Source organism: Fibrella aestuarina BUZ 2, from assembly GCF_000331105.1.
GTDB classification, from domain to species: domain Bacteria; phylum Bacteroidota; class Bacteroidia; order Cytophagales; family Spirosomataceae; genus Fibrella; species Fibrella aestuarina.
On record NC_020054.1, the window covers coordinates 2,355,509 to 2,380,856 of the forward strand.

Genomic DNA, 25,348 nt, shown 5'->3' on the forward strand with positions numbered 1-25,348 from the left:
ACATCCTACATTATCCATTATTCATTCTCTATTGAATCGGCGAGTAGTCGGTGGGTTTGAGGTAGAGCGACTCGACTTTGGTGGTCAGGCTGCCGTTGACCTCCGAGTCCGCCTTGACTTTGACCCAGCGTTTGTCTTTGCGGAATTCGTCAAAATGCTGCTTACCCTCGGCTTCGCTGGGGTGCGCCAGAATGTACATCAGCTTGGGCTGTTCGCCGTTTTTGGTTTCGGTCAGCCAGTAGGCAACGTTTTCCATGTCGTGCTTGCGGAACAGCTTGCGGGTGTGATCACGAAAACGAGTCAGCAGGTTGGGCAGCTTGTCGGGCGAAGCGGTGTAGGTACGTAGCTCGAACGTGCGCGGCGTCTTGGCCTGATGCGGTTCAATCTTGGGCGACAGATCCGATTCCATCATAAAGATCGACTCCACGCGCTCGACCAGCTTGCCGTTGGCCTCCGTCTTGGCCACCACAGCCCGCCATTCGGGATCGCTGCCGAAGGCTTTCCACGATGAGTCGCGGGCGGCGCGGCTGGGGTAGGCCAGCACGTAAATCAGCTCCTGCTTTGCCGGGTCGGTCGGTACCCAATAGCCAATGTTCTGCATCCCGTGTTTCTCGAAAATCTTGGTGGTATACTGCCGAAACCGGTCGACGATAGCGTCGTATTTACCGGGCATCGGGTAGTAGATCCGCATTTCGTAGTAGCGGGACGAAGCCGGAGGCGTTTCGGGCGGGGTTGCCAAAGCCGACAGCACACTGGTGAACAGACAGTACGTGAGGAGATAAACGGTTTTCATGGGACGATGAATGAAATAGAGGCTATTGAACGAGCCGGGGCCGGTGCCACGGGCGAATACCAAGCAATAAAGGGAATAGTCGGGTTGTCTACCGGTTTACCGTACTGGAAAGTGATAAACTCGATCGGCCCGAATGACCAGTGACAACAAACCCCATACAGCCGGATAACCAACCGACGTGGGACGCGTCCCAAACCGATTCCGGCATGGAAAGCAACTTACCAGACAGGGCGTTGAAAAATTGGGTATAATTGTCAGGTTAGCCGCTATTTTTGACGAAGACACCTGAATGATACCCACTTTATGCTGAGCCGCGTTGCCAACTCGATCTACTGGATGAATCGCTACATCGAACGGGCCGAAAATTACGCCCGCTTCATGAGCGTCAATTTCAACCTCGCCCTCGACCTGCCGCCCAACGTACCGCCGCAGTGGGAGCCGCTGCTGATTGCGACGGCCGACAATTACGGGTTCTACGAACATTACAAGGAAGCGACGCGCGAAAATGTCATCGAATACATGACGTTCGACAAGCGCAATCCGAATTCGATCGTGACGAGCCTCAACTACGCCCGCGAAAACGCCCGCACCGTGCGCGAAACGATTTCAAAGGAAATGTGGGAAAACCTGAATCAGCTCTACCACAAAGTGCAGAATTCGGCGGGTAACCATACCGACTGGAGCCTGGCACGTACCCAGTCGTTTTTTACCGACATCAGCCACGGCGCGCAGCTCTTCTATGGCATCATCGACGCGACAATCACGCGCAACGAAGCCTGGCATTTTGCCCGCGTGGGCCGCTTCACCGAACGGGCCGACAAAACCACCCGCTTTCTGGACGTAAAATACTTTACGCTGCTGACTCCCGCCGGCGGGGCGGCCTCTTCCACCCTCGATCTGGTGATCTGGACGGCGGTGTTGAAATCAGTATCGGCCTATAACATGTTTCGGCAGCAATATCGGAACCTGAGCCCGGCCAATATCGTCGAGTTTCTGATTCTCGACCGGCTGTTTCCGAGGTCGGTGGCGCACTGCATCCGGCAGGCCGAGCTGTCGCTCTACGAAATATCGGGTGTGCCCGTGTCGCAGGGGTTCAGCAACGGCGCTGAGCGGGCCATCAGCAAGTTGCGCAGCGACCTCGAATTCACGATCGTCGACGATATTTTCAAAGCGGGGCTGCATCAGTTTCTCGATCATTTCCAGACCGAGACCAACGTGATCGGCGATGCGATCTATAAAACCTATTTCGACCGAAAAGCCGTCGAAGCTTAACAGAAAGGGGCGATACCATCCGGCATCGCCCCTTCTTGTTATTAGTTAACAGTCATCCAAATCGCAGAAATAATAGGTCGTGGTCTGGCTCGCTCCGTCGGCGTCGGTAAAGGTGTAGGTCCGTTCGATCGGCTCGCCGGGCCTGACGGCGATAGGCGAGGTGAAGTAGGGCGCGTCGAATACAAAGGTGTGAAACTCCCCGTTTTCGCCGCAGGGATCGACACCTGCTGGCAGGTCGGCCACAAACTGCCGGTCGAGCACACGACCGCAAAACGACCGGTCGAGCACCTGCCCATTTACCGCGACGACGATCGTCTGGAAACCGGCCGCCCAGAACGCGTCGAGCAGGGCCATCGAATCGACTTTCCAGAGCGGGAATACGCCCGACAGACCGACCTGAGCCAGCTGCGTTTCGCGCCAGGTACGTAGGTCTTCCAGAAAAATATCGCCGAAGGCCGCGTGCGTGACGCCATCCGCCACCAGCGGCCGCAGCGTATCGGCCATTTGCTGGCTGTAATCGGTCATCGACGTAGTTTCGGGCAGGGCCAGTAGCTGAAGGTGTAACCCCAGCCGGTCGGCCTGCGCCTGCACAAGTTCCTGCCTGACGCCATGCATCGATACCCGGCCGTAGGCGCCGTTCACCGTGGTCAGCAGGCCCGTAATGGTATACTGGTCCTGCTGCTGAAGCCGATACAGTGCCAGGGCCGAGTCTTTACCCCCCGACCAGTTCATCAGCAGTTGTGGCCGTTCTGAATGCCGAGTCAGAAACGACGGGGTTGCCTTGCCTAACAATGGCTTACTTGATAAAAAAGGCCGTGGGTGCGATCTCAACCCGTACCGAGTCGATCAACTGGCCGGTTGCCTGATACCGATACACGTACCCCGCCTGCTTGTAGCTGGGCGTTACCCCCGCATACACCACGTTCGACTTCGTATCGAAGCCCAGACCCGTCAAGCCCGTGAACGTGCGGTTGAAAACCGGGGCCGTCGGGGTAATCGTGGCGTCGGTGATGCCGAAGCGATAGATCTGCCCCACCGGGTTATAATTCGCGTCGTACGAGGTGTATTTGTAGTATAGCGAACGACCGTCGGCGCTGGCCACCAGCCCGCTGGGCGAGCTGGCACTGGAGTTAGCACTGTTCGACGTACCCACGGGAATGGTGGCTTCGATGGCTTTGGTGGCCGGGTCGATACGCACCACGTTTTTACCTTGCGTACCCCACAGTTTACCGTTGGCGTCCACCACCAGCGGGCTGATCGAGCCCGTCACGGCGATGCTGGTTTTTAGGGCATCCGTTTGTGTGTCGATTACCTGGATGATGCGTTCGCCGCCCTGACCTGTCACGTACGCTTCGTTGCCCACGACCGTAACGCCCTCAGCTCCCTTTTGTAGCGTAATCCGTTTCGTGACTGTGTTCGAGGCCAGATCAACGACGGCGATATAGCCCGGATTGACGTAGAACGGTGATGAGCCGGTAGCTCCCCAGCAGGTAACATACACCTTGGTATCGCTGATACGGGCGGCAGCGCGTGGGTTTTCGATGTCGGGCGATGCCAGCGTTTTCACCGAGCGCAGCGAATCAGCCGTAACGATTTCCACCTTATCCAGCCCAGCCGCCGAATTATCGACTAGAATCAGCCCGCGGTTACCGGCTTCTACATACCCCGCGACACCCCCCGTCAGCGGACGGCCGTTTCGTACCTGAAACAAATTGGTTTGGGCCGTACTGCCCGTGCGCGGCAACCACGACAGCGTGCCGTTGTTGTCGGTGAAATTGCCGGAATTCAGCACAAAAACGCCGTCGGTATAGAGGCTGGCGGCGGGTTGGGGATCGGTGTTGCGGTTACAGGCCAGCAGCAGGGAGGTAAGCGTGGCTGCGCTCAACAGGCGCACCGAAAAAGAAGTCAGTTTCATTGTGTTGGGGAATTGGTGTCTACCAGCAGCACGAGCGTGAGTGCTACCGTGCGGCCCGGCATGACGTTACGTTTGACATTCAGGTAAAATTCATTGAAGAGGTTATCGACCTGCACCGTGGCCTGCCCGCGATAATGGCCCAGTCGCACGCCCGTTTGCGCCAGCAGGTTGACCAGCGTGTAGGGCGGGAGGTAGCTGCTGTTATCGAAGGTGTTGGGGCGGCGGTCGACGCCCTGCCAGGTCAGCGTAAGCCGGTGTTGGCCCCGTTGGGCAAAGGCAGTGGCAGAGGCCGTGTGCAGAGGCAGGTAGATGAGTTGCTTCCCAATCACGTCGCCCGCATACGGGTCATACACCGCCAACTGGCTCGACCGGGTGTAGGCGTATTGCCCGAAGCCGCCCAGCCGCCATACCCCCGCCGTAGTGGCCAGTTGGAGTTGGGCTTCGAGACCACGTGCCAGTACCTCCTGTAGATTCTCGACCCGGTAACCCCGGCTTGGATTCCAGTAGGTCCAGTCATACATGTGGTTGCGGAACGCGCTGAGGCTGAGCGAGCTGTTAAGGTTACCGGCGGAGCGCCCCAGCGTCAGGCCTACGTCTTGCGTGAAGCCGCGTTCGGGCCGGATGTTGGGGTTGCCCAGATCGCGCCAGTAGCGTTCGTTGAGCGTAGGCACGCGGTAGCTCCGCGCCACGTTGGCCCGCCCGTCGAGCCGCCAGCCGCGCCGGTCCAGCAGGCGATATTCCAGCCCCGCCGACGGGGTGAACGGTGGGTCGAAACGCGTGACAAATGCTTGCCGCAGGTTGATGGCCGCTACCAGCCGCGCCACCGGTTGATACCGAACCAGCGCGTAGAGATCAGACCGGTATTCGTGCAACGTACCGGCGACGTACCCATCGACCTGCGCTTCGTACCGCACGCCTTCGGCCCCTAACCGGATGGAAAGGTGCTGGCTGCCCATTGTCTGCTCGATTTCGTGCTCGGCGCGGAGCAGGAGCCGGTCAGTGCGCGTCCGGCTGGGATTGGTTTCGAAACCTGCCCCACGGCCGTAGTCGAGCAAATCGCGGATGTAGCCCAGCCGGAGCAGCGTATGCCCCGACAGGAAGCGACCCGCCTTCGCTTCGCCAAACGAATAATTGAGCAACGCCCGGTACGCGCCGCTTTGAGTGGTCTCGCGCCCCACCGGATCAGACGGCGAAACCGTCAGTTTAGTATCGGTAAACCAAAGGTTCAGCGACCATTGCCGGTTGCGGCTGTCGCGAAGGAAGAGGTCTTGAATAAGGCCGCGTTGCCCCGTTTGCAACGGTTCGACGAGGTAGCCGTTACGTTCAGTATAGGCTGGTTTGTAGGCCAAGAAACCACTGTACAGGTGCGTTTTACCGCTTAGCTGCCAGCCGTTGGCCCAGCGGTTAGCGTAGCGCGCCCCGGCCTGTGTCTGGTAGCTGCCCCAGGCACTCTGCCGGTGCCCGATGCTCGCCGTCAAGCCGCGTTGTTGCCAGGCGGGGGTGGTGTTGAGCAGGATGCTGCCGCCCACCGCATCGGACCCAACGCAGGAAGCCGCCGACCCGTATTGAATACTGAGTTGATCGAAGCCCGCGACGGGAATGGTCGAAAAGTCGGTTTGGCCGAGGCTGGGTACGTTGATATTGATGCCATTCCAGAGTACCGCCGTGTGGTTGGCCGACGTACCCCGCAGCCCTACCGTGGTGAGTTGGCCCGGTCCGTAATTCTTGAACTGCACCGGTGCTTGCAGGGCCAGCAGTTCGGCCAGCGACTGGTAGCGGTAGGCGTCGACCAGCGCCGAGTCTGCCCGTTGCACCTTGAGGCCGGCCATAAAACGTTCGGGCGACACACCGCGCACCATCACAGGCCGAAGTTGCCGTACCGACGTCGTATCCTGAGCCGTTGCAGCCAGCGAAACGACCAACCACGCCCAGGTGGTTAACCAGCGAAACATACACTTACAACAGAACGAGTGGCCCCTCCAGCGAACGGGACCAGGGTGTTCGGGCTATGGGCGGGACATCCTCCGTATCATCCCCAGAGCGGCGAATTGCAGGCAGGTCTCCTGACTTTGCTCACCGGTTCGCGCCTTCCCGATCGGGTCGATCAGTGGCGATGTAGCAAGAACCGGCTCGTTACGCGAGCAGTACAGTTGCGGGGACAGTCCCGGTTTCAACCCGAAAAATGGGCGTCCGGTGTTCCCTATTAAGCCGTCGGGCCAGCGCTGAGGCGGGCATTGGGCACCTGAATTCGCGGGCAAAGGTAAGGGCGAATCCGGGAAATGATACCGGGCTTGTGTAAAACAAAGCCTGTGGGCGAAGTCGACGATTGGCTATCGGCTTCGCCCACAGGTCGTTACTCCCACGTCAGGAACACCGATCGGTCGCGCAAAAAGGCGCTAATCCAGATGAGTACCATCGGCAATACCGCATTAAAGGGCGTGCCGTGCGACAGTTCCGTAGCAATGGCCCCGGCGAAATAGCAGGAGAGCAGAATGAAGCCCAGCTTTATGGTTTTGGGGTAGAGAAACAGCAGGGCAAAGCCAATTTCCATACACCCCAGCAGGATAGCGTATTGACCTACGCCCACTTTATTGAGGGTCTCAAGTATCTGTGCTGACTGAGTCAGTTTTAATACACCGCTCAAGATAACCATACCCGCAGCCAGCATCGTAACGATGATGGTCAGAATCTTTTTGATGTTAGCGTTCACAACTCGTCTTATTTAGAGGTCGATTTGGAGCCAGTGCCCCAGTGGCAGCCAGCCTTGGCAAACCTACAGCGGTATGGTTTCTTTTTGTTAGCAGTATCCCAAAGGATACCACTATCCTTGAGGATACCGGCCCGGTAATGGCGGCTGGGTATTATCTTTAGGGTATGAGCACACCAGTCGAAGCTACTGTGGCCGGTCAGGCTATTCCGCATTCCGAGCAAGCCTGTAACCAAAGCCTACAAGCCGTGCAGGATGCCCTGTATGTGCTGAATGGCAAATGGAAACTGCCAATTATTATTGCCCTGCGTTCGGGGCCCATCCGCTTTCGGGAGTTGCAGCGCGCTGTAACCGGCATCACGGCGAAAATACTCAGCAAGGAGCTGAAAGAGCTGGAAATGAATGAGTTTCTGACCCGCAACGTGTACCCAACCACGCCGGTAACGATTGAATACGAACTGACTCCCTATAGCGGTTCGCTCGACACGGTGATCGAGGCGTTGCGGGCCTGGGGCTTGCAGCATCGGACCCGCATCCTGAAAAAAGAGGTGCAGTAACGTACTTCACTTACGATACGCTGGGTAGCCGACGGGTTGTGGGGGTGGCTAATCCCAATCGGCGCATCCGGTAGGCCATGACCGCCGTTTGGCCCAGTTCATCGATAAGCCGCCAGTTGGCCACGACGCCCACGACCGCCCCAATGCCAGGCACCAGTTGCAACATTTTGGCCAGGTCGATATAATCGCGGTACTCCTGTTGAAAGGTGCGCCAGTCGAACTGATTGATGTCGTCGGGCAGGGTGTGGGCGTGTTCGTCCCAGCGTTCCATCTGGGCAAAAATGGCCTGCCGTCTGCTTTGGCTCGAAAACGCCAGTTGAAACACATGCAGCGCATACAGCCGTTCGCGGTAGTCTTTCACGTCGTAGCCATACAGCGCGGCGATATCGTACAACAGCTTCATTTTCAGGCTTAACAAAAGCGGAAAATCGGCCAGGCCAATCAGCAGGCCACCCGCGCCGGTGAGGCCGCCCTCGGCGGCACCCACCCGCTTGTACCAGGCAATGCGGTTGGCTACGTTGCTTTCGCACTCCGGCAGCGACTGATCGAGCACCGGCGTCGGGGCGGTGTATTCAGACCCCATCAGCACGGCCCGGGTCATGTGCTTGATGGCCCCGGTAATGACGGCATGGACTTTTTCGGGGATGATCCGGTTCATGCGCGTTTGCAGCGACTTTGCCAGACGGTTCATCACCGAGGGCCGTCGGCGCATCTGATCGGCCCAGGTTTGCATTTCGCGGCGGGCGGCTTCTTCGTAAGGGGTTGTGGGTACGTTCATGGCAGGATGTCGATGACCGGTAGGGCCAGCGTCTATTGCGTAAACAAAACAGCCCGGCGATTTGATTGATCGCCGGGCCATCTTCATGCTGCTGGGTACGTTCTACCGACCCGTATACCCGCCACCGTAGGCGCCTCCGCTGTTGGGTTGCCCCGGGTTGCCAAACGCGCTGGGCGCCACGCGGCGAGCCGGTTGACGGCGCGTAGCGATGATGCGGTCGCCATCGCGCAGGTGGTTTTCTTCGACGGTTTTGTAGGGGTCAACAAACTTCATGGGCTTCCACCAGGCGCGGCGCATGTAGAAATACCACTCGTAGAATTCGGCGCGGGCGTTGGCAATCTCGATCTGCCGGTTGGGGTGCTTGCGGTTGTCTTCGTCGAGGGTCAGTTTGAAGCCATCGCCCACCAGCATCACGTCGGGAATTTTCGAGCGCATGTCGTAGGGGTTGGGTTCGCCAAACTTCACGTCGAGGACAAACGTCACTACTTTGGTGTTGTTGCGGTCGCGCTCTGTGAGGTTGGGTAGCCGGATCAGCGGGTTGTATCGCCAGAGTTTGTAAATCTTCGGTGGAATCTGCTCGTATAGCTCAAACGCCCAGCGAATGAAGTAGGGGAGCGGAAACGCCATGATCGTGCTGGTGAGCGGTCGCACGTTGGCCTTGAATTCCTGTGCGGCCAGTGTTTCGAACAACCGGCCCCAACTGCCCATGAAAAACATGGTCAGCCCACCTACGATAGCCACACCGATGGTGAAGATCGACCCCAGCATGTAATCGTCGCGCCGGATCCAGCTCAGGCTACCCCGCATTATCACCACGTGCAGCATGCCAAGCAGGAAGACGATGCCCAGCAAGATGCCGTAGGTCCACAAAACAACGTTGGCGGTGCTAGGTAACAACTCGTTGATGATGATGGCATGACCCAGAAAAGCCAGTCCACCAAATACCAGAATTGTGCATAGCATGTACAGAATAATACCCCGTACTTCAGGCCGACGGATAAACCGCCCTTTCGCCTGGGAGACGGTGGTGGTAACTAACGAACGGGCTTCATTGCCAAAGTTGGGGGTATACATTCCTGTTGACGGTTGAGGGTTGGCGTTTAACGTTCAGAGCGGGTGCCAAAATAACGCAGCGACGGACACTAACGTTAAACGCCAGACGTCAAATGTTAAACTCCTTTATTAATCGTTAACTACTTCTGCTTCGGATTCGACTGTCCAGGTGAGCGCCGACTGATCGTCCAGATTGATGTGAAGCGTCGAGCCGGGGGTTAGCTCGCCGCTGATAATCATGCGCGAGATGGGGCGGCGTAGCTGACTGCGAATGACGCCTTTGAGCGGCCGGGCCCCATACCGCGGGGTAAATCCACTGAGGGCTAGTTGCTGCCGCGCCTCGGGGCTGATGGCCAGCGTAATCCCCTGTTTGCGCAGGGGCTCGGTGAGACCACGGAGGTGAATATCGAAAATCTTCACCACGTTGGCCTCCGAAATTGGGGCAAACGGCACAATCTCGGTAAGGCGGGCCAGGAATTCAGGCCGGAAGTGGCGGCTCATAATCTCCATTAGGTCGGCAGCGGCGGGGATGGTGCCTTCGCCAAACTGTTTCACCACAAATTCGCTGCCGATGTTGGAGGTAAACAGCACGACGGCGTTGCTGAAGTCGCCCTCTTTACCGAGTCGGTCGTGGAGTTTGCCTTCGTCCAGAATTTGCAGGAAGATGTCGAACACCGACGGGTGGGCCTTTTCGATTTCATCGAACAGCACGACTGAGTAAGGCTTCTCGCGGATTTTGTTCACCAGCAAACCACCCTGCTCGTAACCAACGTACCCGGGAGGGGCGCCGTACAGCAACGCGGCGGAGTGTTCTTCTTTAAACTCCGACATATCGAACCGGATCAGGAACGACTCATCGTTGAACAGGAAATCGGCTAGGGCTTTGGCCAACTCGGTTTTGCCGGTGCCGGTAGGTCCCAGCAGGAAGAAGGCCCCCGTGGGTTGCTTGCCAGTGCTGAGGCCCGCCCGTGCTTCTAGAATGGCCGCAGCCAGCGTTTCGACGGCATGGTCTTGCCCCACCACGCGCTGCCGCAACACCTCATCCATCCGTAACAGCCGGTCGCGCTCGTTGGTTTGTAGCTTACCCATCGGAATACCTGTTTTGGCGGCTACCAGGGCGGCAACGTCCTGCTTGCGTACCTGCTCGTGTGGGATGCTCGTCAGGGGGAGCAATTGGGCCAGCCGGTCGCGGAGGTAATCGGCCAGTACGTCGGGCAGTTCGATGGTGTCGGGCTGTGTTTCGTCGGGGAGTTGTTGTTGCAGAATGGGGCTGATCTTGTTCTGCATTTGCTGCAACAGCCAGCGGTATTCGGCCAGTTGCTCGGCGGGTTCGAGGTCGGCTACGCGCTCGCTCACGCTCTCCAATTCAGTCTGCAACGCCTTGATGTCTGACTCGGCCGTTTGGCCCATCGTGCGGATGGCGGCCATCGTGCGGTCAAGCAGATCGACGGCGGCGTCGGGTAGGCGACGGTCTTTCACGTACCGTTGCGCCAGCCGAACGGCTTCTTCAGCCACCCCCGGCTCAGTGGTCAGTTGGTGGTGCTCCTCGTAGCGCGGAATCAACGTACCCACCATGCGGGCGGCCGCTACGGTCGTGGGTTCATGCACGGGCAGCTGCTCGAACCGGCGGCTGAAGGCCTCGTCTTTCTCCACGTATTGCCGGTATTCGTCGAGGGTGGTAGCGCCCACGACGGTCAGCTCGCCCCGCGCCAGTTCGGGCTTGAGCAATTGGGAAACGCCCGCGCCCACCGACCCCTGCGGGTTGAGCAGCATGTGAATTTCGTCGATAAACAAAATCGGTTTATCGAGTTGCTTTAGCTCGCGGATAATGTTTTTGATGCGGTCTTCGACTTCCCCTTTGTAGGAAGCCCCCGCCACCAGTGAGCCCAGATCAAGTTCGTACAACTCAGACGCTTTGAGCGATTCGGGAACGGTGCCCGCCACAATGGCCTGCGCGAAGCCTTCCACGAGCGCTGTTTTGCCAACGCCCGGTTCGCCCAGCAACATCACGTTGGGTTTGGTGCGGCGCAGCAGAATTTCCAGCATCAGCCGCAGCTCGCGATCGCGGCCCAGAATCGGGTCGAGCTTGCCTTCGCGGGCTACGTCGGTTTTGTTCACGCAGAACCGGCTCAGGGCCGATTGACCCGTTTGGTCGGGTGCGCCCTCAGCCCCGCCCGCCGGAGCGGTACCGGTTGATTGCCCCGGTTGCAGTCCGTTCAGCACAATGCGTTCATCCTGAATGGCGTCGAGCACTTCTTTCTGGACCATCGGCAGCGACTTGAGCTGATCTTCCGAAAAGGCCACTTTGGGCTTGAGCAGGGCCGCCAGTACATGCACCGGCTCTACTTCCATGGTCTCGAACTGGGTGGCCATCAGATCGGCCAGTTGAAAGGCGGCCTGCGTCTGAAAGTCACTGGGCGGATTCTCAACGACTTTACCATTACGAGGCAGCAGTTCGATGCGGTAATCGGCCCAGTCGCGCAAAAAATGAACGTCTTTACCCAGCGCGGCTACCCAGCTAGCCAGGCCCACATCGTTGTGGAGCAGGCCTTTGAGCAGGTGGGGCGGCGACACGGCGGCATGCTGCGTTTCTTTAGCCAGCGCCTGGGCAATCTGAACGGCTCGTTTGGTGGAAGCAGATAAGGTCATGGGTGGAGGGAGGATGAACGGGCGTTGGGGCTTGTCGGGTTATCCGTTATTTATTTTGTTCATTTTCAATTAATTGGCCGGGGGCGCAGTTGGGGTCGTGGGGGAGTTGCTCCCAGCCAATTTTGCTCACCAGCATATGCTTCATTTCCTGTCGCTTAAAGCCGGTCAGGTTGGCTTCGTGTTCGGGAAACAGGCTCTGCGTATAGTTGACCATTGCTTTGGCCCGGATCACCGCCGAATTAACCAGACTGTCGTCATAGTCGGGGTTGCAGTGCACAAACGACCACAGATAGGGGTTCAGCTCGCCCGTTTTTTCATAAACGACCTGATACGCTTTGAACAACTTGAGCGCCTTGCGGTAATCTTCGCTCACCACCGGCGATGTCTGCCGGGCGGGGGCGTTGTTTTCCGTTGGGCCCGACGAATAAATCAGAACCGACGCCAGAATCAGGGCCAGACCGGCGAGGCTGATCATGCGGGTGTTGCGCTGCGTTTTCAGCCGATTGTATAACCCCTTCGACTGATCGCGCAAGTCGCCGACCCATTCCCGAACGGGCCACGGCTCACGAGGCGGAACTGGTGGTTTCGCGGGTGGTTGGGGGGGCGGGAAAACGGGGTCAGCAACGTCGCGCTGAGCCGGTACGTCTTCTACAGCAACATCCGGCGTTGCCGGCGCAGCCTGAGCCAGCGCTGTGTCGGCCTGGTCGGGTGCTGCCTCGGCAGTGTCTGTATTAACGTCATCCAACGGTTCGGTCAAGGTCAGCGGGCGCTCGTCGGGCAGGGTGGCTTCTGGCTGCTCGGCGACGGGCTCTTCGTCGACAAAAAAATCAGCCGGCCGATCGGGCGTGGGTACGTCCAGATCGGCGAAGGGCTCGTCGGGCGTTGGGGTCGCTACCTCAGCTACTACGGGCGTAGCCTCGGCAGGCTGGCTCGTCTTTTTGGTGCCTTTTTTCGTCGACCTGACCTCTGGCTCAGGCGTTACCCGAACAGGCTCAGGTACGTTAAACGACGCGAGCGGAGACACCGGGATTTTCTCGGCAGGAGTGGGCCAGATGGGGTCAAGCTGCTCGGTAAACTGCTGGGTACGTTGGTCATCGTCATCCGCTGGGTACGTTGGCCGGGGCTGGGCCTGTTCGGGTAATACCGAAACCGGTTCCACGGGGGGCAGCGATACCGAATCGAACGCGTCATCGTCGAAATCGACCGGGCGGTCGGCGATGGGTACGTCGGGTTCCAGAGGCTCAACGGGTTTGGCAAGGGCCAGTTGCAGCCGTAATTCGTTCAACTTCTGGCCCACCGACGGTAGCGAAGCCCGGCTCTCGATCGCTTCCAGTTGCTCGACGGCCTCTGCCAGTTGCCCGGCTTTGATGAGCTTGTCGGCTTCGATGAGCTGGGGTTGTATCGACAGCAATGCCAGCAGTTCATCCGTCGACTGAACACGTTCGGTAGGGTCGGCCAGCAAGCAGCGGCGGATAATCTGCTGATAGGGCTCCGGAATGGCTTCCATATCGGCCGGGTACCGCTGTTCGTCGGCGTTGCGCCAGAACGTGTACGCTTCTTCGCGTTGCAGATCGGGGAACGACCGCCGGGCAATCATGTATTTGCCCGTAATGATTTCGTACAGAATAATCCCGAAGGCCCACAGATCGGCGTTGTAGCTGAGGCTCTGCGAGCGCAACTGCTCAGGCGCCATGTAGGTAACCGTGCCGACGCGCATCGAATTTTGCATCAGCGTATGCGCCTCCGGGTTTTCGCTCAGCAGTTTACTGATCCCGAAATCGGCGATAACGGGCCGGTAGGCAGCTCCATCGGCATCAATGTATTTTACCAGCAGAATATTCTCCGGCTTGATGTCGCGGTGGATGACCTGATGACGGTGCAGGTGAGCCAGTCCTTTCAGAAACTCTTCAGTAAACCGCCGCTGTTGGGCTTCCGTCAGTTGATGCCAGGGGAGGGCATTGTGCGTCAGGTTACCATCGCGGTAGAATTTCATCACCAGAAATTCAAACGTACCGAAGGGCGTGGCGTAGCGGCCATAATACACGTAGCGCACCACAAACCGGTTGGGGGGCAGGGCCTGCGTGTGCGTAAACTCTTTCTCTAAGGTAATGAGATCACTGTCAGGGCTATACAGCCGTCGTTTGATGGCTACCTCTTCGTTGGTTTCCAGATCAACACCCCGATAAATTTCCCCATGCCCGCCCCTTGCCAGCGGCTGGCTGTAGTCGCAGGAAAATTGCTGGGTAAAGGCCTCGTAGGTTTCAAACTGTTGCTTACGGTATTCCACAACGTAGTGTGTTAAGCTGACATTCAATGAATGAATTCAGGTAGCCGACGCGACGGTTGCCGAGGGCAGCCTGTTTCACGTTGGCGGTTGATTCTCAACCCCTGTTCTTTTTTACCATCAGTTAATTTACGAAAAAAGCCGGTGTAACCAACCTCGTTCGCGGGGCTGTGGGTCGTCGAGTAATAAGGAGAAGTCGTTGGATGTCTCGGGGGGCGGGGCCGCCGTAGTTTCATGCAGCCGGGTCGACTGCGGCGGCGGCGGATAGTCGGGGTCGGGCAGCGGGGCAAGCGGCGCTACCTCCGCCACCCGGATGAGGTAACCCGAAAAATTGTCGCGGGAGCCGTCGGAGCAGGCCCGCAGAATATGACTTACCTTCTGGGAGTCGGAGAGGGTAGTCGTGCTCAGGATCCGAAGCAGGTCTTCGTTGTTCAGGCATTCCAGCACGCCATCGGTACACAGGAAAAAATAATCGTCGGCGGCAATGTCCTGGGTGATGTAGACGGTGATCGACGACGGCCGCCCGCTTCCCTGGATGGCCCGGGTAATCACGTTGCGGCGGGGATGATTGAGGGCTTCTTCGGGGGTGATCTGCTTGGCTCGGACCAATTCATTTACCAGCGAATGGTCGGTGGTCTGGTGGAGGATCGACGAGCCCCGAACGTGATAAACCCGGCTGTCGCCCACGTGCCCGATCGTCACGCCCTGTTCATGCAGGCTCAGCAGCGTCAGCGTTGTCGACATGCCCGTCAGGTTGGCTTCCGGCTCTTCGGCAATGGCCTGATCGAACGCTTCTTCAACGGCCTGCAGGGCCGACCGCACGAAGGGAGCCGTTACGGCAACGCCGGGATTGTTTTTGAAGTAACGAAACATGGCCTCGCCGGCCAGTAAGCTCGCTAGCTCGCCCCGTTGCGCCCCGCCTACACCGTCGCAGACGACAAACAGCCGGTCGTTGACAACCGCCCTGCCGGGCAAGGGCAGCACATAATCTTCGTTGTTGTCCCGACGGCCCCGTTCTGAGAAGCCAATGGGGGGGTAGATGGCCGTAACGCTATACATGGAGAAAAGGTCATTAGGCGTTGCCGTCATTCGCTTCGCTGTCATTTATTGATGATACACTCAACAAAAAATGGCAACGAATGACTTTGGATGACTACTTACTGACAGCGTTTATGTTAAAAAACGGTCGTTTTGTTCGGGTCATACTGCCCATCCTGTGTGTCGTTGGCATTGGATACCGAGCCGTCGGAGGCCTGATCAATCCCAAACCGAAGGATGGTGACACCGGCGGTGATAAAATCGTTGGGCTCGAGACAGATGCCGTCCTGCTGCTCTTTGACCTGTTTGTTGGCATACAATTGCAGCACGTGCGTTTGCTCTTCAGTCTGCCGCGTGATGCGGGTGCCATGCACACTGCCACAGTCAGACAGGATATAGGAAGGGCGGCGGTTATGAACCCGGCAGTCGATCTGGAAGTGCAGGCGACTCATCTTTTTATCTTCCGACGGGATGGGGTAATCGCAGACGTCGAAGTCCGATTTGCGGCCGTACGTCTGTACGCTGCCTTCCTCAATAGGCAGGCGGTGGATACCGCCATCGGTACTTTGTACTTCCAGATAGGCAATCTGCCGCCCGCTGGGTTCGTCGGCCAGGGCAATGGTTGGCGTGCCCGACGATGCGGGCGGAACCGGTCCCCCGTTTACGGCAGCGGCCCCCTGCGCCGTAGCTACGGCAACGGGTGGTGGAGCGGGTTCGGCTTCGCCGGCGCAGTAGACCAGGCATTTGGTGGGCTTGCCCGCCTGGCACACAACCATCGCCGTTTGGTCAACGGCCCAGGGAAGTGAGCTTTCGGTGTTGAAATGCTTTTTGCATTCCGGGCAGTTGAATCGGTAGAGTCCCATAGTAGACGTCGTGGTGGCTAAACCGTCCAAATCGCTCCGCATCCCGCCAGACAGCGGCCCTGCTTTTGATTGACTGAGCGTTGTAGTAGCATCTGAAAACTCGAATCGCGGGTTAGCGGAAACGGGGTGCCGCATTTGGGGCACGCATACAAGGTGGTCATTTTGGCGTCGATTTCGGCCAGCGTGCGGCGTTTCTGGGCCATCCGTTCAGCGCCCATCAGTCGACCCAATGCCATACCCACCACGGGCACGCCCATCAGCAGATCGGCGCCCTGATCAAGCAGGCTACGGCTTTCCAGTCCTTCTTTCAGGGATTCGTATTCGTTCCAGATGTGCTCCAGCTCCGCAAACTCCTTCGTGTAATCGTCGGGGTTACGCGTGAACGCTTTGGTGAGGCGGCGGTACGTAATTAACTGGTTGCCCATCCGAATCTGATCGTCGGGTTGCAGGCGTCGGCGCGTAATCCGAAACTCGTTGACAAACGTGCCGTTGGAACTGTTGTTATCTTCCAGCCAGAACTCATCGCCCAGCCGCATCACCTGCGCGTGCTGTTCCGATACCGACAGCGTCGGGATGACAATGTGGTTGTTCTTGCTCCGGCCAACCGTAACAACGGGCGGCTTCACGTTTGGTGCGGTCATAGGATGGATGGAAGGAAAGGGCATTCAGTGTGTCCGGTTTGCTGTCGACTCGCCAGGAAGCGGTCAACATCAAACCGGACACACCAAACGGTAAACGAACTGGTTACTCAGCCATGTGCAGGCCTACGTCGTGCCCACTGATCTGGTCATGCACCTGATCGTAATGATCGGCCACGTCGTCGTGCCCAACGATCTGATGGCCCATATACTCGTCTTCCGAGTCGATATGAGGGCCCATGCCGGTGGGCTCGACCGCGGCCAGCTGGGTATGCTCAGCAGCAACCGGCGTGATTTCGGGGTAGGCAGCAGCGGCACCCACGGCGGCAGCCATCGGAACGGCTACCGGGGTAATTTCAGGTACGTCATGCGCGCCTGCCGGAACGGGTTCAACGTCGGTATGGCTGGCCAGCATGGGCGCGGCCTGATGATGAACCTGGGACTCGTGGTGCTGAGCGGGCACGGGCGTTACCTCGGGCTGGGCGCCGTCGAGCGATGCCACGAACGCCTGCCGTTCGGTCGGCGTCAGCGCGTCCAGTTCTTCGGTGTAATATGTATTATAGGTATTGCCGTGCCAGGTAAAGTAATGACCGGGACCCACTAGGTGGCGGGCAGCGGCAAAGGCTTTGTCAAAGGTGTCGAGATTGTCCAGGTCGTTCATCGACGACACGCCGCTCGTATTCGAGATCGGTACAATCAGTGGTGGCTCAGTGGGGGTGACGCTGCTGTCGTAGCGGTTGGCATCCGACAGGTCTTCCTCGCTGACACTGCTGTTATCGCTGTCGTCGAGCATACCTAACCCAATGGCCGAGGCGGCCAGCAGGGTGGTTCCCCCAGCGGCCACAGCGACGTTTTTCTTCTGATCGGGCGATGTCACCCGGTTTGCTTCTACATACTCGGGCTCCTGGCCGTTGGTATATTCCTGCGCGTTATCGTAAGGATTCATACGTGCTGATGTGTTTACTGAGAAGAATAAAACCGTTGAACGACTAAAGTACGTTTTGTTGAAAACTAAACCTATATATTAACGCTTCAAAGGTATGCTTAGTCTACTTTTCGGTCAGTTAAGTGGCGCGTGAGCTGAGTTGCCCTACGTTTACTAAAGCGGTTTTATGTTTAGTTAATAAGCACTTCTTTTGTCATACTACTAATTGGGCCATACCGTAAAATTCGTTTCCTGTTATGTTGCCAAAAGTTGAACATCTGCCCGTAAACTGGGTAGACGGCATGAAAATAGCCCGCCGTCACTTCTCCGACTTCGAGCACTTCGTCACCGACCACGTGCGCGATGCGTCGGCGTTGAACCTGCTGTCTTCCACCTACGGGCTGCTCCTGTCCGACGCCCCGCCGTTCAACCTGCAGGTGATTATCGACCAGAACGAGAACATTCAGGTGCGGCTGAGCAACTGCCGGGCTATCACGGGCTCGGGCGGGCGGGTCGAACTGATCGACAAGCCGGTTGAGCTGTCGACGAGTTTGCAAGCTGTACTCGATAAATACAACATGCCGCGCTCCGACGATCTGAAACTGCTGATTGTGCTGACCGTCGATCCGTTCCGGCGGACGCCCGAGGGACAGCCGGCCAACAACGAGCCGTTTCCGCGGCCGCCATTCACGCTGCCGACCTACCAGCTGACGATCGTACCCAATTACCAGACCGATACCACTGCCGTCGATCCCAACGCCGTTCGGCCATCGGTTGGGTACGTCTCGCCCGACTTCGAATCGTATCACCTGGTGGTGGGGCAGCTTAGTGGCAAGTTTGGGGTGCTCACCAACGACGAGGCCTACATTCCGGCCTGTTCGGCGCTGGGGGCGCATTCGGGCCTGCTGGCCTGGGCCGATCGGTCGCAGAAACTGTTTGCCGAGGTGCAGCGCGATGCCGTTCAGATTGTGGCAAAAGTGATCCGGAAACGCCGGACCGATCAGGCCTTCCGGGCGGGGCCGCTGGCCGAACTGATCCGGGTCTTAGCGGAAGAAGTGGCCCAATCGCTCGACGATGTGCTGAACCACCTGCACTTTGGCGGGCGCGAGCAGGCACCGATCACGTACCTGCGCTACATCGTGCGGGCGACTCGGCAGCTGAAAACGACCCTCGACTGCCTTTGCGAACCCGATAAAAATTCGGCGTCATCGGGTCGGGAGCTGGTGTTGCCCTACTTCCAGAGCTGGACCAATCTGGAACCGGCGTTGGTGGAGAAGGCACTGGTCGAGGTGATCACCAAACCTTACCAACACGCGCAGTTGCAACCGTATACCGTGGCGATTGATCGCTGCTGGGGCATGATCCAGCAGATTTTTCGGAAAATGACCGAGCTGGAGTACATTGGTCAGGAAAACACCGACTACAATTTCGATACCCAGCGCCGGTCGACGCACGTCAGCGAAGCGCCCAACCAGCAACGTGTATTGGACCCCTTCAATGGCGGCTACAGCTTTCAGTAAACCATTCGTTCAACGTTCGACGGCTCGCGTTGAGCTGCTCTGGCAGGAGCCAGAGTTGGCTGTAGCGCCAGTGAAGCAACCGTAGCCGTTGCCCCTTAAACCATCAAACTTTTCCTCTCAATGGAAGCCATAAACAGTGCAGAGCGTAGTGCCTCTATTTTCAACTTCGCTTTGGTTTACTTGCTCATCACGGCGGTGCCGGTGGGCATTACGTACATTATGACCAAAAAGGCGGGCAGCACCAGCGCTAACGCCAAGGCGGTGGTTGAGCAACGCGATCTGGCCGAAGAGATGAAAGCCTGCCAGACGTTCGTGAAGAAGATGGAGGAAATCGACAAGACCCGGCCCGAAGAGACGGCTTCGTCGGAAACCTGGAATGCCTGGATCAACGACGCCGACCGGCAGAATAATCAGTTCAAAAACCGGGTCGATCAGTTTCAGAAGAATGCCCGTTTTTCAGGCGCACGGCTCGCCATGCGCGATATGGCCTGTTCGTATCTGTACCGGGTTTTCAACGAGCGCCGGAATTACCTCGCCAAACGGACCCAACTGCTGAATTTTAAGGATGACACCGCCGAGATTCAGGACCTGAAAGGCAAGGTGCAGGGCTTGGAGGGCGAAAAAACGAACCTCAATACGCAGAACGCCATGCTACAGGCCCAACTGGCCCAGATGGCCGCTACGGTCGGCAAGAGTGGAGGCGGCGGTGGCGGTAGTGGCGGAGGAGGAGGGGGCGGTGAACTCGACGCCCTCAAAGCCGAGTTGGAATACTGCGAAGCGTCCAGCGCGAAAGACAAGGCCGATTTGCTCGAAAAGTACAACGACAAAACCAAGCGCCGCGAGCTTTATACGGAGGCCCGGCAGGACATGATGCGGATCCGGCAGAACCCCAAAGCGAGTTTTGCCATTCGTAAGCAGATTCGGCAGGATCTGGACGAAATCGACCGGGCCATGGCCCGGCTGTAGGCCCGCTCATCGCGCTGGCCACGATCAGATGTAGGTGGTGCTGCCCAGCACACTCAGAGTGCTATCCAACTCGCTCTGTGGCGTTTTAACGGTGAAGGTTCGTTTCACTTGGGGGTTCTTCGACAGCCGCCCCGCGTGCGTTGGCACACTAAACGGCGTCGAGAGTTCGTCCCTGATTTTCAGGTTGACCACCACGTCCGTCTCATAGGGCATAAAGTACTCAATCAGCAGATTGACGATCTTCCGGCTATCGCCGACGAAGATGACTTTCCCGTCAAAATGAATTTCCAGAAACTCGTTGAGGCGGGTTGGATGCAACGGCCCGATGCTGATCTCATAGGCCGGCATCGTATCCTGATAAACGCCTTCCAGCGCAAAGCTGCCCAGTTCGGCTTTTGACAGTTCGCTGGGCGCGGGCGTCTCGTTCTCGCTCAGCGTAATCAGGTGCAACAGCGGCGGAATGGTACGGATTGCCACCGGCACGCCCAGAATAAGCGTGAACACCTGCGACACCAACTCGGTATTGTGCACGAGCCGGTGCGCAATGGGCAGCAGATGAAGCAGGTTGTTGAGCTGCCGCAGGTCGAGCAGATCGGGTGGCAGGCCCCAAAACTGCCGTAATACCGCTCCCTGATCGTTTTGGCGTAGGGTCTGCTCGTTGATGAGGTACTTGCGCTCCTCCAGCTCCATCGCCAGCCCCTGCAAGTAAAACTCCTGCTCGATCGGCTGGAAAAACTGCCGCATGCCCCGCTGCCGCCGGGCTTGCTCGTCGATGTCGTCGAAGACTTCGGCCTGATCGCGCCCCAGGTTGCTGGGCTGGTGAAAGAGGCCCTCGGGCAGGTAGTCGTAGATGCCGTCGCGGTGCACCTCGATGTTGATGTACTGCGGCCGTGACGGGTCGATAGATGCCGGGCCGGTGCCCCAGACGTCGGGGTTGCCCACGGTCGCGCGGCCGATGTCGTGTCGGAAGCTTCGCTCAAACAGGCCCGCCGGGTGGATGAGCAGTTCGCGCATGGGGTTGACGCCGTCGTAAAACAGTTCGGCCAGCACGACCTCCAGCCGCACGTCACTGCGCAGCCGCCCAATCTGTTCGGCAATGATATCGGGCCTCATAGTGTACGAATGGGAGCAAAGGTGGCTTGCATACGGACCCGGTAGGGCAGGTTCATGGCCGAGCGGGCCGCGAGGTGTTGCTGGCAGCGGTCGCACTCAGCGTCCCACTCAGTGGGCGTCAGATTGGTACGGCTGCGCGGTACGATCACCACGTCGAGGCAGCGAACGTACCCAGCCCCTTCGATGAGGTTTTCGGCGAAGGCTTTCTGCACCTGTACATCGACCGGAATACCGCCCAGCCGACCAAAAAAATAGGCTTTGCATTCGGCTTCGATATCGGCAATCGTGACGAGGCGCTGCCGGGTCAGCAGGGTTTGGCGCAGGTGATACTCTTTCTCGTCGACACTAGGCTTGTTTTGGCCACCCACCGTGCCTGTCACCAGAAAAAGGTCTTCGGGACCGGTGCGGATGGAGTCGTAGCCGCCGTAGTAGCTCAGGTACGTTCCCGCCGGAATATAGTTGGCCGATTTACCGTTGGTGCTCCAGAACTCAACAAACACGTTGCTATCGTTTCGGCGCGGCTTGATGAAGATGTAAGGGTGGCCCATCTTGAACCCTTCGGTTGGCATGGCCTGCAACTGCTGCCCGAGGTCGTCGAGGTTTCGTTTGAGTTCATCCAGCGTTTTCACGAACCAGCCCGACCCCAGTGCCCGGAACGCCCGGTTTTCGTCGAGCAGGAGTTGTTGCACCTGCTGAAGCAAATCGTGAGCGTTGCGTTCGTCGAACCGGCCCACGTCGTGCGGGCGCCACATGAACGAGTCTTCCTCCAGCTCATCGAAATCGCGCAGGGGCGACGACCGGAACAAATCTTTGCTGTCGGCATCGTAGACGCGCCGGATAAACAGAAACTCGATGTCGGATTTGAGCGGATAGACGTTCAGCGCCAGCGAAAGGCGTTGCTGCATGCGGTTGAGCTGCCGATTCATCACCGGGAAACAGTTCATCCGCACGTCCATATTGGCGACGGCCAGCGGCGGGAAATCCCGACTGAGCCGCAGCTCGAGCCAGATCAGGGGCCGGTTGCCAAAGAGCCGCGTTTGCTGCTCGTTGAAGAGGTAGCCCGGCGGCGTCAGGCTGCGCGCCAGTCCCCAGTCGTCGCGCGTGGGTACGTTGCCCAGCGTCATGAAGCTCCGGCTGTAGAGGTTCAGGACATCCTGCTCGAGCAGGTGCAACACGTCGAGTTGGGGCCCCAGGTGCGCCGCGTGCGTATCGGGGCTGATGAACCCCGGATACACGGGAATGGGTTGCCCGTTGAGGTGCCAGGTCGACTGGTAGCCGTCGTGCAGTTTTCGGTAATACACCGCTTTTTGCTGCGGCGACTCCGATTCCCAGTCGAAGTGCAGCGGCAAGCCACCAATCGACGGCACGTAGTCATCGAGTTCAAGCCCGATCCAGACCGACTGGTAGGGGGTGGTGAAAGTGGGCTGTGCCTGTTTCTCCCACTGCATCCGGTCGAAGCCCCGAAACTCGGTAATGCCCTGCTCGCTCACCAGAAAGCGCACTTCGCCATTGGCGAGGCGGCTCTTCACGACGGGCGAAAAAAAGACGTCGCGCTGAACGCCTTCCCGCACCGGCGGCCGGTGATAAAACTGAACCGACGGGTCGAGATCGAGCAGGAAATCGTCGGGACGGGCGTGGAAAATGGCGTGGGCGGGCCGGGGCAAGTCGATCACCTCCGGGCACATCACGCTCGCCAGCCGGTTGACAATGTGGCCCCGCGTTTGCTCGATGGCTTTGGCGGTATTTTCCAGCTCGAAGGCGCAGGCCTCCATCAGGTAACTAACCAGCGGATCGGTGGCTTCAACGTCTTTGCCGCGCATCTGCCAGATGGCCGAGGCGTAGCGGATCATGCGCTTCCGGATTTCGTCGCGCGTAAAATCTTTAGCGGTGAGTTGGTTCATAGACGAGGTGAGGATCGAGGGCTTGGGTGGTCGTTGACGGCTACTTCACAAACGACTTACCGAACGCGCGACGTAAAAGGCGCAACGGCAATCTCGCGCTGGTATTCGAACGGGCGCCGGTTTGAGGCGGCAATTTCGGCCCGTACGCGAATGATCACCAGTTTGTGGGCGTCGGGCGTGCCTTCCCGGTTGATGCTGACTTCGACCTTTACGCGTTCCAGGCGGGGTTCGTAGCGGTAAATGGCATCGCGCAACGACTTCTCGATCCGGTCAGTCCAGAGCACCGATACGGAGTCGTTGGTAGTGCTGAAATCATCGTCCCAGATCGTGCAGCCAAAGCGGCCATCATACCGGGCCTCGTTGAATTGGGTGGTTGTGATCAGAAACAGATTCTGCTGAATCGACGCTTCCATCGAGCAATAAACCTGCTTGTTGGTGGCTGCCGTTTGCCGGGCGCTGGGTGGCTTAATCAGCAAGTCCAGCCGCAGTGGCAGTTTGTAATACTCGTCGGCCATGGGAAGAAGGAATAGTTTAGCGTTGACAGGTTAGGGGTTGGCGTTGGCTGGCGCCCGAGTACGCCTGTGCCAGCTAATCGCAACCGCTAACCTGTAGACTGTTCCCCAAGGTACGTGTCAAATGCTTACGGTTTCACCTGTTCTTTTAGAAAGGCCAGCAACATTTTTTCAACGCCATCGAGGCCAGATGGGCTGCTTTGTTTGAAGCGGTTTCGGCGTTTGATGTACGGGTTCAGGTCCTGGCATTCATAGGCCTCCAGCAACTGCGGATGCACGTAATGTTTTCGGCAGACGGTGCGGGTATTACCCAGGCGGTGGGCCACCTCATCGAGAACCGTATTGACGTTCTTTTTCGCTTCTTTATCCGACGCACAGGGTTCCAGTTCGATCAGCAGGCGCAGGGCGTTGGTTGTCCCCGCCCAGGTGCGAAAATCTTTGGCCGAAAACTCATCGCCCATCGTCTCCTGCAGGTACGTGTTGACCATGCCCGAGTCGATGCTGTGGCGCTCCCCGGCTTCGTCGAGGTATTGAAACAGTTCTTTCCCAGGCAGTTCGCGGCAGGCTTTCACCAGGCGGGTGAGGCGACGGTCGCGCAGGGTGATGTCGTGATAGATGCCTTTTTTGCCTTTAAAGCTAAAGCGTAGCGCGTCGCCCTGGGCTTTCACGTGCCGGTTCTTGAGGGTCGTCAGGCCATACGAGCCATACTCTTTTTCATAGGCGGCATTCCCGACCCGGATCAGGGTTTGTTCCATCACGCTCAGGGCCACCGCAATTACTTTCTCTTTAGACAGTGTCCGCTGTTTAAGATCCTGTTGCAGGCGTTTTCGCAGCAGCGGCAGCTTCTCCCCGAAGGCAATCATCCGGTGAAATTTGGTCTCGCTGCGGGCGGCGTTCCAGTTGGCATGGTAGCGGTACTGTTTTCGCCCTTTGGCGTCGATGCCGGTGGCCTGCAAGTGGCCGTTCGGCCGGGGGCAAATCCAGACGTGCTGGTAGGCGGGCGGCAAGGCCAGCCGCCGGATTCGTTCCAGCGTGGCGTCGTCGTCGATAGGCGAGCCTTTGGGGTCGAGGTATTCGTACCGATTGCCGTTTTGCCGCCGCGCAATGCCCGGCATGGTATCGTTTACGTAAACCAGCTTGGCGGCTCTGGCCAGTTGCACGGCATCGGATTGGCCTGTTGATGGGTTCATTAGGTTGTTGAGTAACTAGGATGTAGCAACAACCGTCAGAGTAGGAGCGGGGTTTTGGTAAGTACTAAATAGGCGACCTTCTTACAATTGTTTACCTGCCTTGCCGAAACAAAGCAACGCCAGCGCGATCAGGTAATGATAGGTGTCGGTAGGGTGAATGGGCAGGCTGAAGCTCGTCACTTTGGTGGCCAGCGCCATCAACATAACGGCCACAATGAGCCAGCCCATGCCCGGCAGGCGTTGCCGAAGGCCAAATACCGACAGAATCATCACCAGCAACATGCCCAACGACGAGAGAACGGGCGCAAACACGCCAAACCGGGGTGAAACCAGCAGGGCAATAAAAAGGGCCATCCCGATCAGGGCGGTCAGACTAAAGGAAAGCTGTGAGGCGGGCCGTTTCAGCACAGCCGTATAAACGGCCACGACGATGCACACAACCCCCATGCTGCCCGCCAATAGTGTCAATGATTCGTGCAACGGCTCCAAATCGGCGAGGCCGGCGAAGGTGAAAACCCCGGTGAGGGCGGCCAGTGAGATGGTGGAAAAGAAGAAACCCCAAAGCAAACGGCTGTAAAAAGGAACACCTTGAAAGCAGGTAACAAAGACCCAGAAACCCACGCCAGCCAGCACCGCGTCGGAGATCATGTGCGAAAGAATCATATCGGAAGATA

Annotated in this window: 22 protein-coding genes and 1 riboswitch; of the genes, 4 read left to right on the forward strand and 18 right to left on the reverse strand. The window is 58.1% G+C overall.

Annotation, left to right across the window (positions count from 1 at the left end; genetic code table 11):
• Nucleotides 1–28 precede the first annotated feature (28 nt).
• Nucleotides 29–793 (reverse strand): NIPSNAP family protein, encoded by a 765-nt coding sequence (locus tag FAES_RS09670; protein ID WP_041258760.1) that lies wholly within the window; start codon nt 791–793, stop codon nt 29–31.
• A gap of 303 nt (nt 794–1,096) precedes the next feature.
• Here FAES_RS09670 and FAES_RS09675 point away from each other — a divergent pair, with 303 nt between their 5' ends.
• On the forward strand, nt 1,097–2,065 hold the full coding sequence (locus FAES_RS09675; protein ID WP_015331019.1) for an alpha-E domain-containing protein: 969 nt from the start codon (nt 1,097–1,099) through the stop codon (nt 2,063–2,065).
• Nucleotides 2,066–2,110: 45 nt separating this feature from the next.
• On the opposite strand, the gene FAES_RS09680 is transcribed toward FAES_RS09675, so the two are convergent.
• The 4 genes from FAES_RS09680 to FAES_RS09695 form a co-directional block, all read right to left on the reverse strand.
• Complete coding sequence (locus FAES_RS09680) at nt 2,111–2,797, reverse strand: Dph6-related ATP pyrophosphatase (protein ID WP_015331020.1); 687 nt, start codon at nt 2,795–2,797, stop codon at nt 2,111–2,113.
• A 64-nt stretch (nt 2,798–2,861) separates the two neighbouring features.
• Nucleotides 2,862–3,980: a DUF5074 domain-containing protein gene (locus FAES_RS09685; protein WP_015331021.1), complete on the reverse strand. Its 1,119-nt coding sequence runs from the start codon at nt 3,978–3,980 to the stop codon at nt 2,862–2,864.
• Nucleotides 3,977–5,932 carry a TonB-dependent receptor plug domain-containing protein gene (locus tag FAES_RS09690; RefSeq protein WP_015331022.1) on the reverse strand — a complete coding sequence of 652 codons (1,956 nt, stop codon included), beginning with the start codon at nt 5,930–5,932 and terminating at the stop codon, nt 3,977–3,979. The genes FAES_RS09685 and FAES_RS09690 overlap by 4 nt, the downstream gene beginning before the upstream one ends.
• A gap of 84 nt (nt 5,933–6,016) precedes the next feature.
• Nucleotides 6,017–6,240, reverse strand: a riboswitch (cobalamin riboswitch).
• A gap of 93 nt (nt 6,241–6,333) precedes the next feature.
• Nucleotides 6,334–6,690, reverse strand: a complete 357-nt coding sequence (locus tag FAES_RS09695; RefSeq protein ID WP_015331024.1) for a DoxX family protein — start codon at nt 6,688–6,690, stop codon at nt 6,334–6,336.
• A gap of 164 nt (nt 6,691–6,854) precedes the next feature.
• Between FAES_RS09695 and FAES_RS09700 the strand changes: the two genes are divergently transcribed.
• Complete coding sequence (locus FAES_RS09700) at nt 6,855–7,244, forward strand: winged helix-turn-helix transcriptional regulator (protein WP_015331025.1); 390 nt, start codon at nt 6,855–6,857, stop codon at nt 7,242–7,244.
• A 10-nt stretch (nt 7,245–7,254) separates the two neighbouring features.
• Here the strand turns inward: FAES_RS09700 and FAES_RS09705 are convergent, their stop codons facing one another.
• The 8 genes from FAES_RS09705 to FAES_RS09740 form a co-directional block, all read right to left on the reverse strand.
• Entirely contained in the window at nt 7,255–8,022 is a 768-nt protein-coding gene (locus tag FAES_RS09705; protein ID WP_041257719.1) for an EcsC family protein, read from the reverse strand.
• Nucleotides 8,023–8,124: 102 nt separating this feature from the next.
• Entirely contained in the window at nt 8,125–9,096 is a 972-nt protein-coding gene (locus FAES_RS09710) for a TssN family type VI secretion system protein (protein ID WP_015331027.1), read from the reverse strand.
• Between the two features lie 108 nt (nt 9,097–9,204).
• Nucleotides 9,205–11,724: an ATP-dependent Clp protease ATP-binding subunit gene (locus FAES_RS09715; RefSeq protein WP_015331028.1), complete on the reverse strand. Its 2,520-nt coding sequence runs from the start codon at nt 11,722–11,724 to the stop codon at nt 9,205–9,207.
• A 46-nt stretch (nt 11,725–11,770) separates the two neighbouring features.
• Nucleotides 11,771–14,011 carry a serine/threonine-protein kinase gene (locus FAES_RS09720; RefSeq protein WP_158408761.1) on the reverse strand — a complete coding sequence of 747 codons (2,241 nt, stop codon included), beginning with the start codon at nt 14,009–14,011 and terminating at the stop codon, nt 11,771–11,773.
• A 126-nt stretch (nt 14,012–14,137) separates the two neighbouring features.
• Nucleotides 14,138–15,067 carry a PP2C family protein-serine/threonine phosphatase gene (locus tag FAES_RS09725; RefSeq protein WP_051054058.1) on the reverse strand — a complete coding sequence of 310 codons (930 nt, stop codon included), beginning with the start codon at nt 15,065–15,067 and terminating at the stop codon, nt 14,138–14,140.
• A 116-nt stretch (nt 15,068–15,183) separates the two neighbouring features.
• Complete coding sequence (locus FAES_RS09730) at nt 15,184–15,909, reverse strand: FHA domain-containing protein (RefSeq protein WP_158408762.1); 726 nt, start codon at nt 15,907–15,909, stop codon at nt 15,184–15,186.
• Nucleotides 15,910–15,926: 17 nt separating this feature from the next.
• Nucleotides 15,927–16,550, reverse strand: a complete 624-nt coding sequence (locus tag FAES_RS09735; protein WP_041257722.1) for an FHA domain-containing protein — start codon at nt 16,548–16,550, stop codon at nt 15,927–15,929.
• 103 nt (nt 16,551–16,653) lie between these two features.
• Nucleotides 16,654–17,493 (reverse strand): hypothetical protein, encoded by an 840-nt coding sequence (locus FAES_RS09740; protein WP_015331033.1) that lies wholly within the window; start codon nt 17,491–17,493, stop codon nt 16,654–16,656.
• Between the two features lie 236 nt (nt 17,494–17,729).
• Between FAES_RS09740 and FAES_RS09745 the strand changes: the two genes are divergently transcribed.
• Both FAES_RS09745 and FAES_RS09750 read left to right on the forward strand, forming a co-directional pair.
• Entirely contained in the window at nt 17,730–18,992 is a 1,263-nt protein-coding gene (locus tag FAES_RS09745; protein WP_148289332.1) for a hypothetical protein, read from the forward strand.
• Between the two features lie 120 nt (nt 18,993–19,112).
• Nucleotides 19,113–19,958: a hypothetical protein gene (locus FAES_RS09750; protein WP_015331035.1), complete on the forward strand. Its 846-nt coding sequence runs from the start codon at nt 19,113–19,115 to the stop codon at nt 19,956–19,958.
• Nucleotides 19,959–19,982: 24 nt separating this feature from the next.
• On the opposite strand, the gene FAES_RS09755 is transcribed toward FAES_RS09750, so the two are convergent.
• The 5 genes from FAES_RS09755 to FAES_RS09775 all read right to left on the reverse strand — a co-directional run bounded on the left by FAES_RS09755 (nt 19,983) and on the right by FAES_RS09775 (nt 25,337).
• The gene (locus FAES_RS09755) at nt 19,983–21,071 is read right to left on the reverse strand and encodes a hypothetical protein (protein ID WP_015331036.1); all 1,089 of its coding nucleotides are present in this window, start codon (nt 21,069–21,071) and stop codon (nt 19,983–19,985) included.
• Complete coding sequence (locus FAES_RS09760) at nt 21,068–22,972, reverse strand: type VI secretion system baseplate subunit TssF (RefSeq protein ID WP_015331037.1); 1,905 nt, start codon at nt 22,970–22,972, stop codon at nt 21,068–21,070. The genes FAES_RS09755 and FAES_RS09760 overlap by 4 nt, the downstream gene beginning before the upstream one ends.
• Nucleotides 22,973–23,028: 56 nt before the next feature.
• The gene (locus FAES_RS09765) at nt 23,029–23,487 is read right to left on the reverse strand and encodes a GPW/gp25 family protein (RefSeq protein WP_015331038.1); all 459 of its coding nucleotides are present in this window, start codon (nt 23,485–23,487) and stop codon (nt 23,029–23,031) included.
• Between the two features lie 125 nt (nt 23,488–23,612).
• Complete coding sequence (locus FAES_RS09770; protein ID WP_015331039.1) at nt 23,613–24,674, reverse strand: DNA topoisomerase IB; 1,062 nt, start codon at nt 24,672–24,674, stop codon at nt 23,613–23,615.
• 81 nt (nt 24,675–24,755) lie between these two features.
• Entirely contained in the window at nt 24,756–25,337 is a 582-nt protein-coding gene (locus FAES_RS09775) for a DUF6962 family protein (protein WP_015331040.1), read from the reverse strand.
• Between the last annotated feature and the right edge of the window lie 11 nt (nt 25,338–25,348).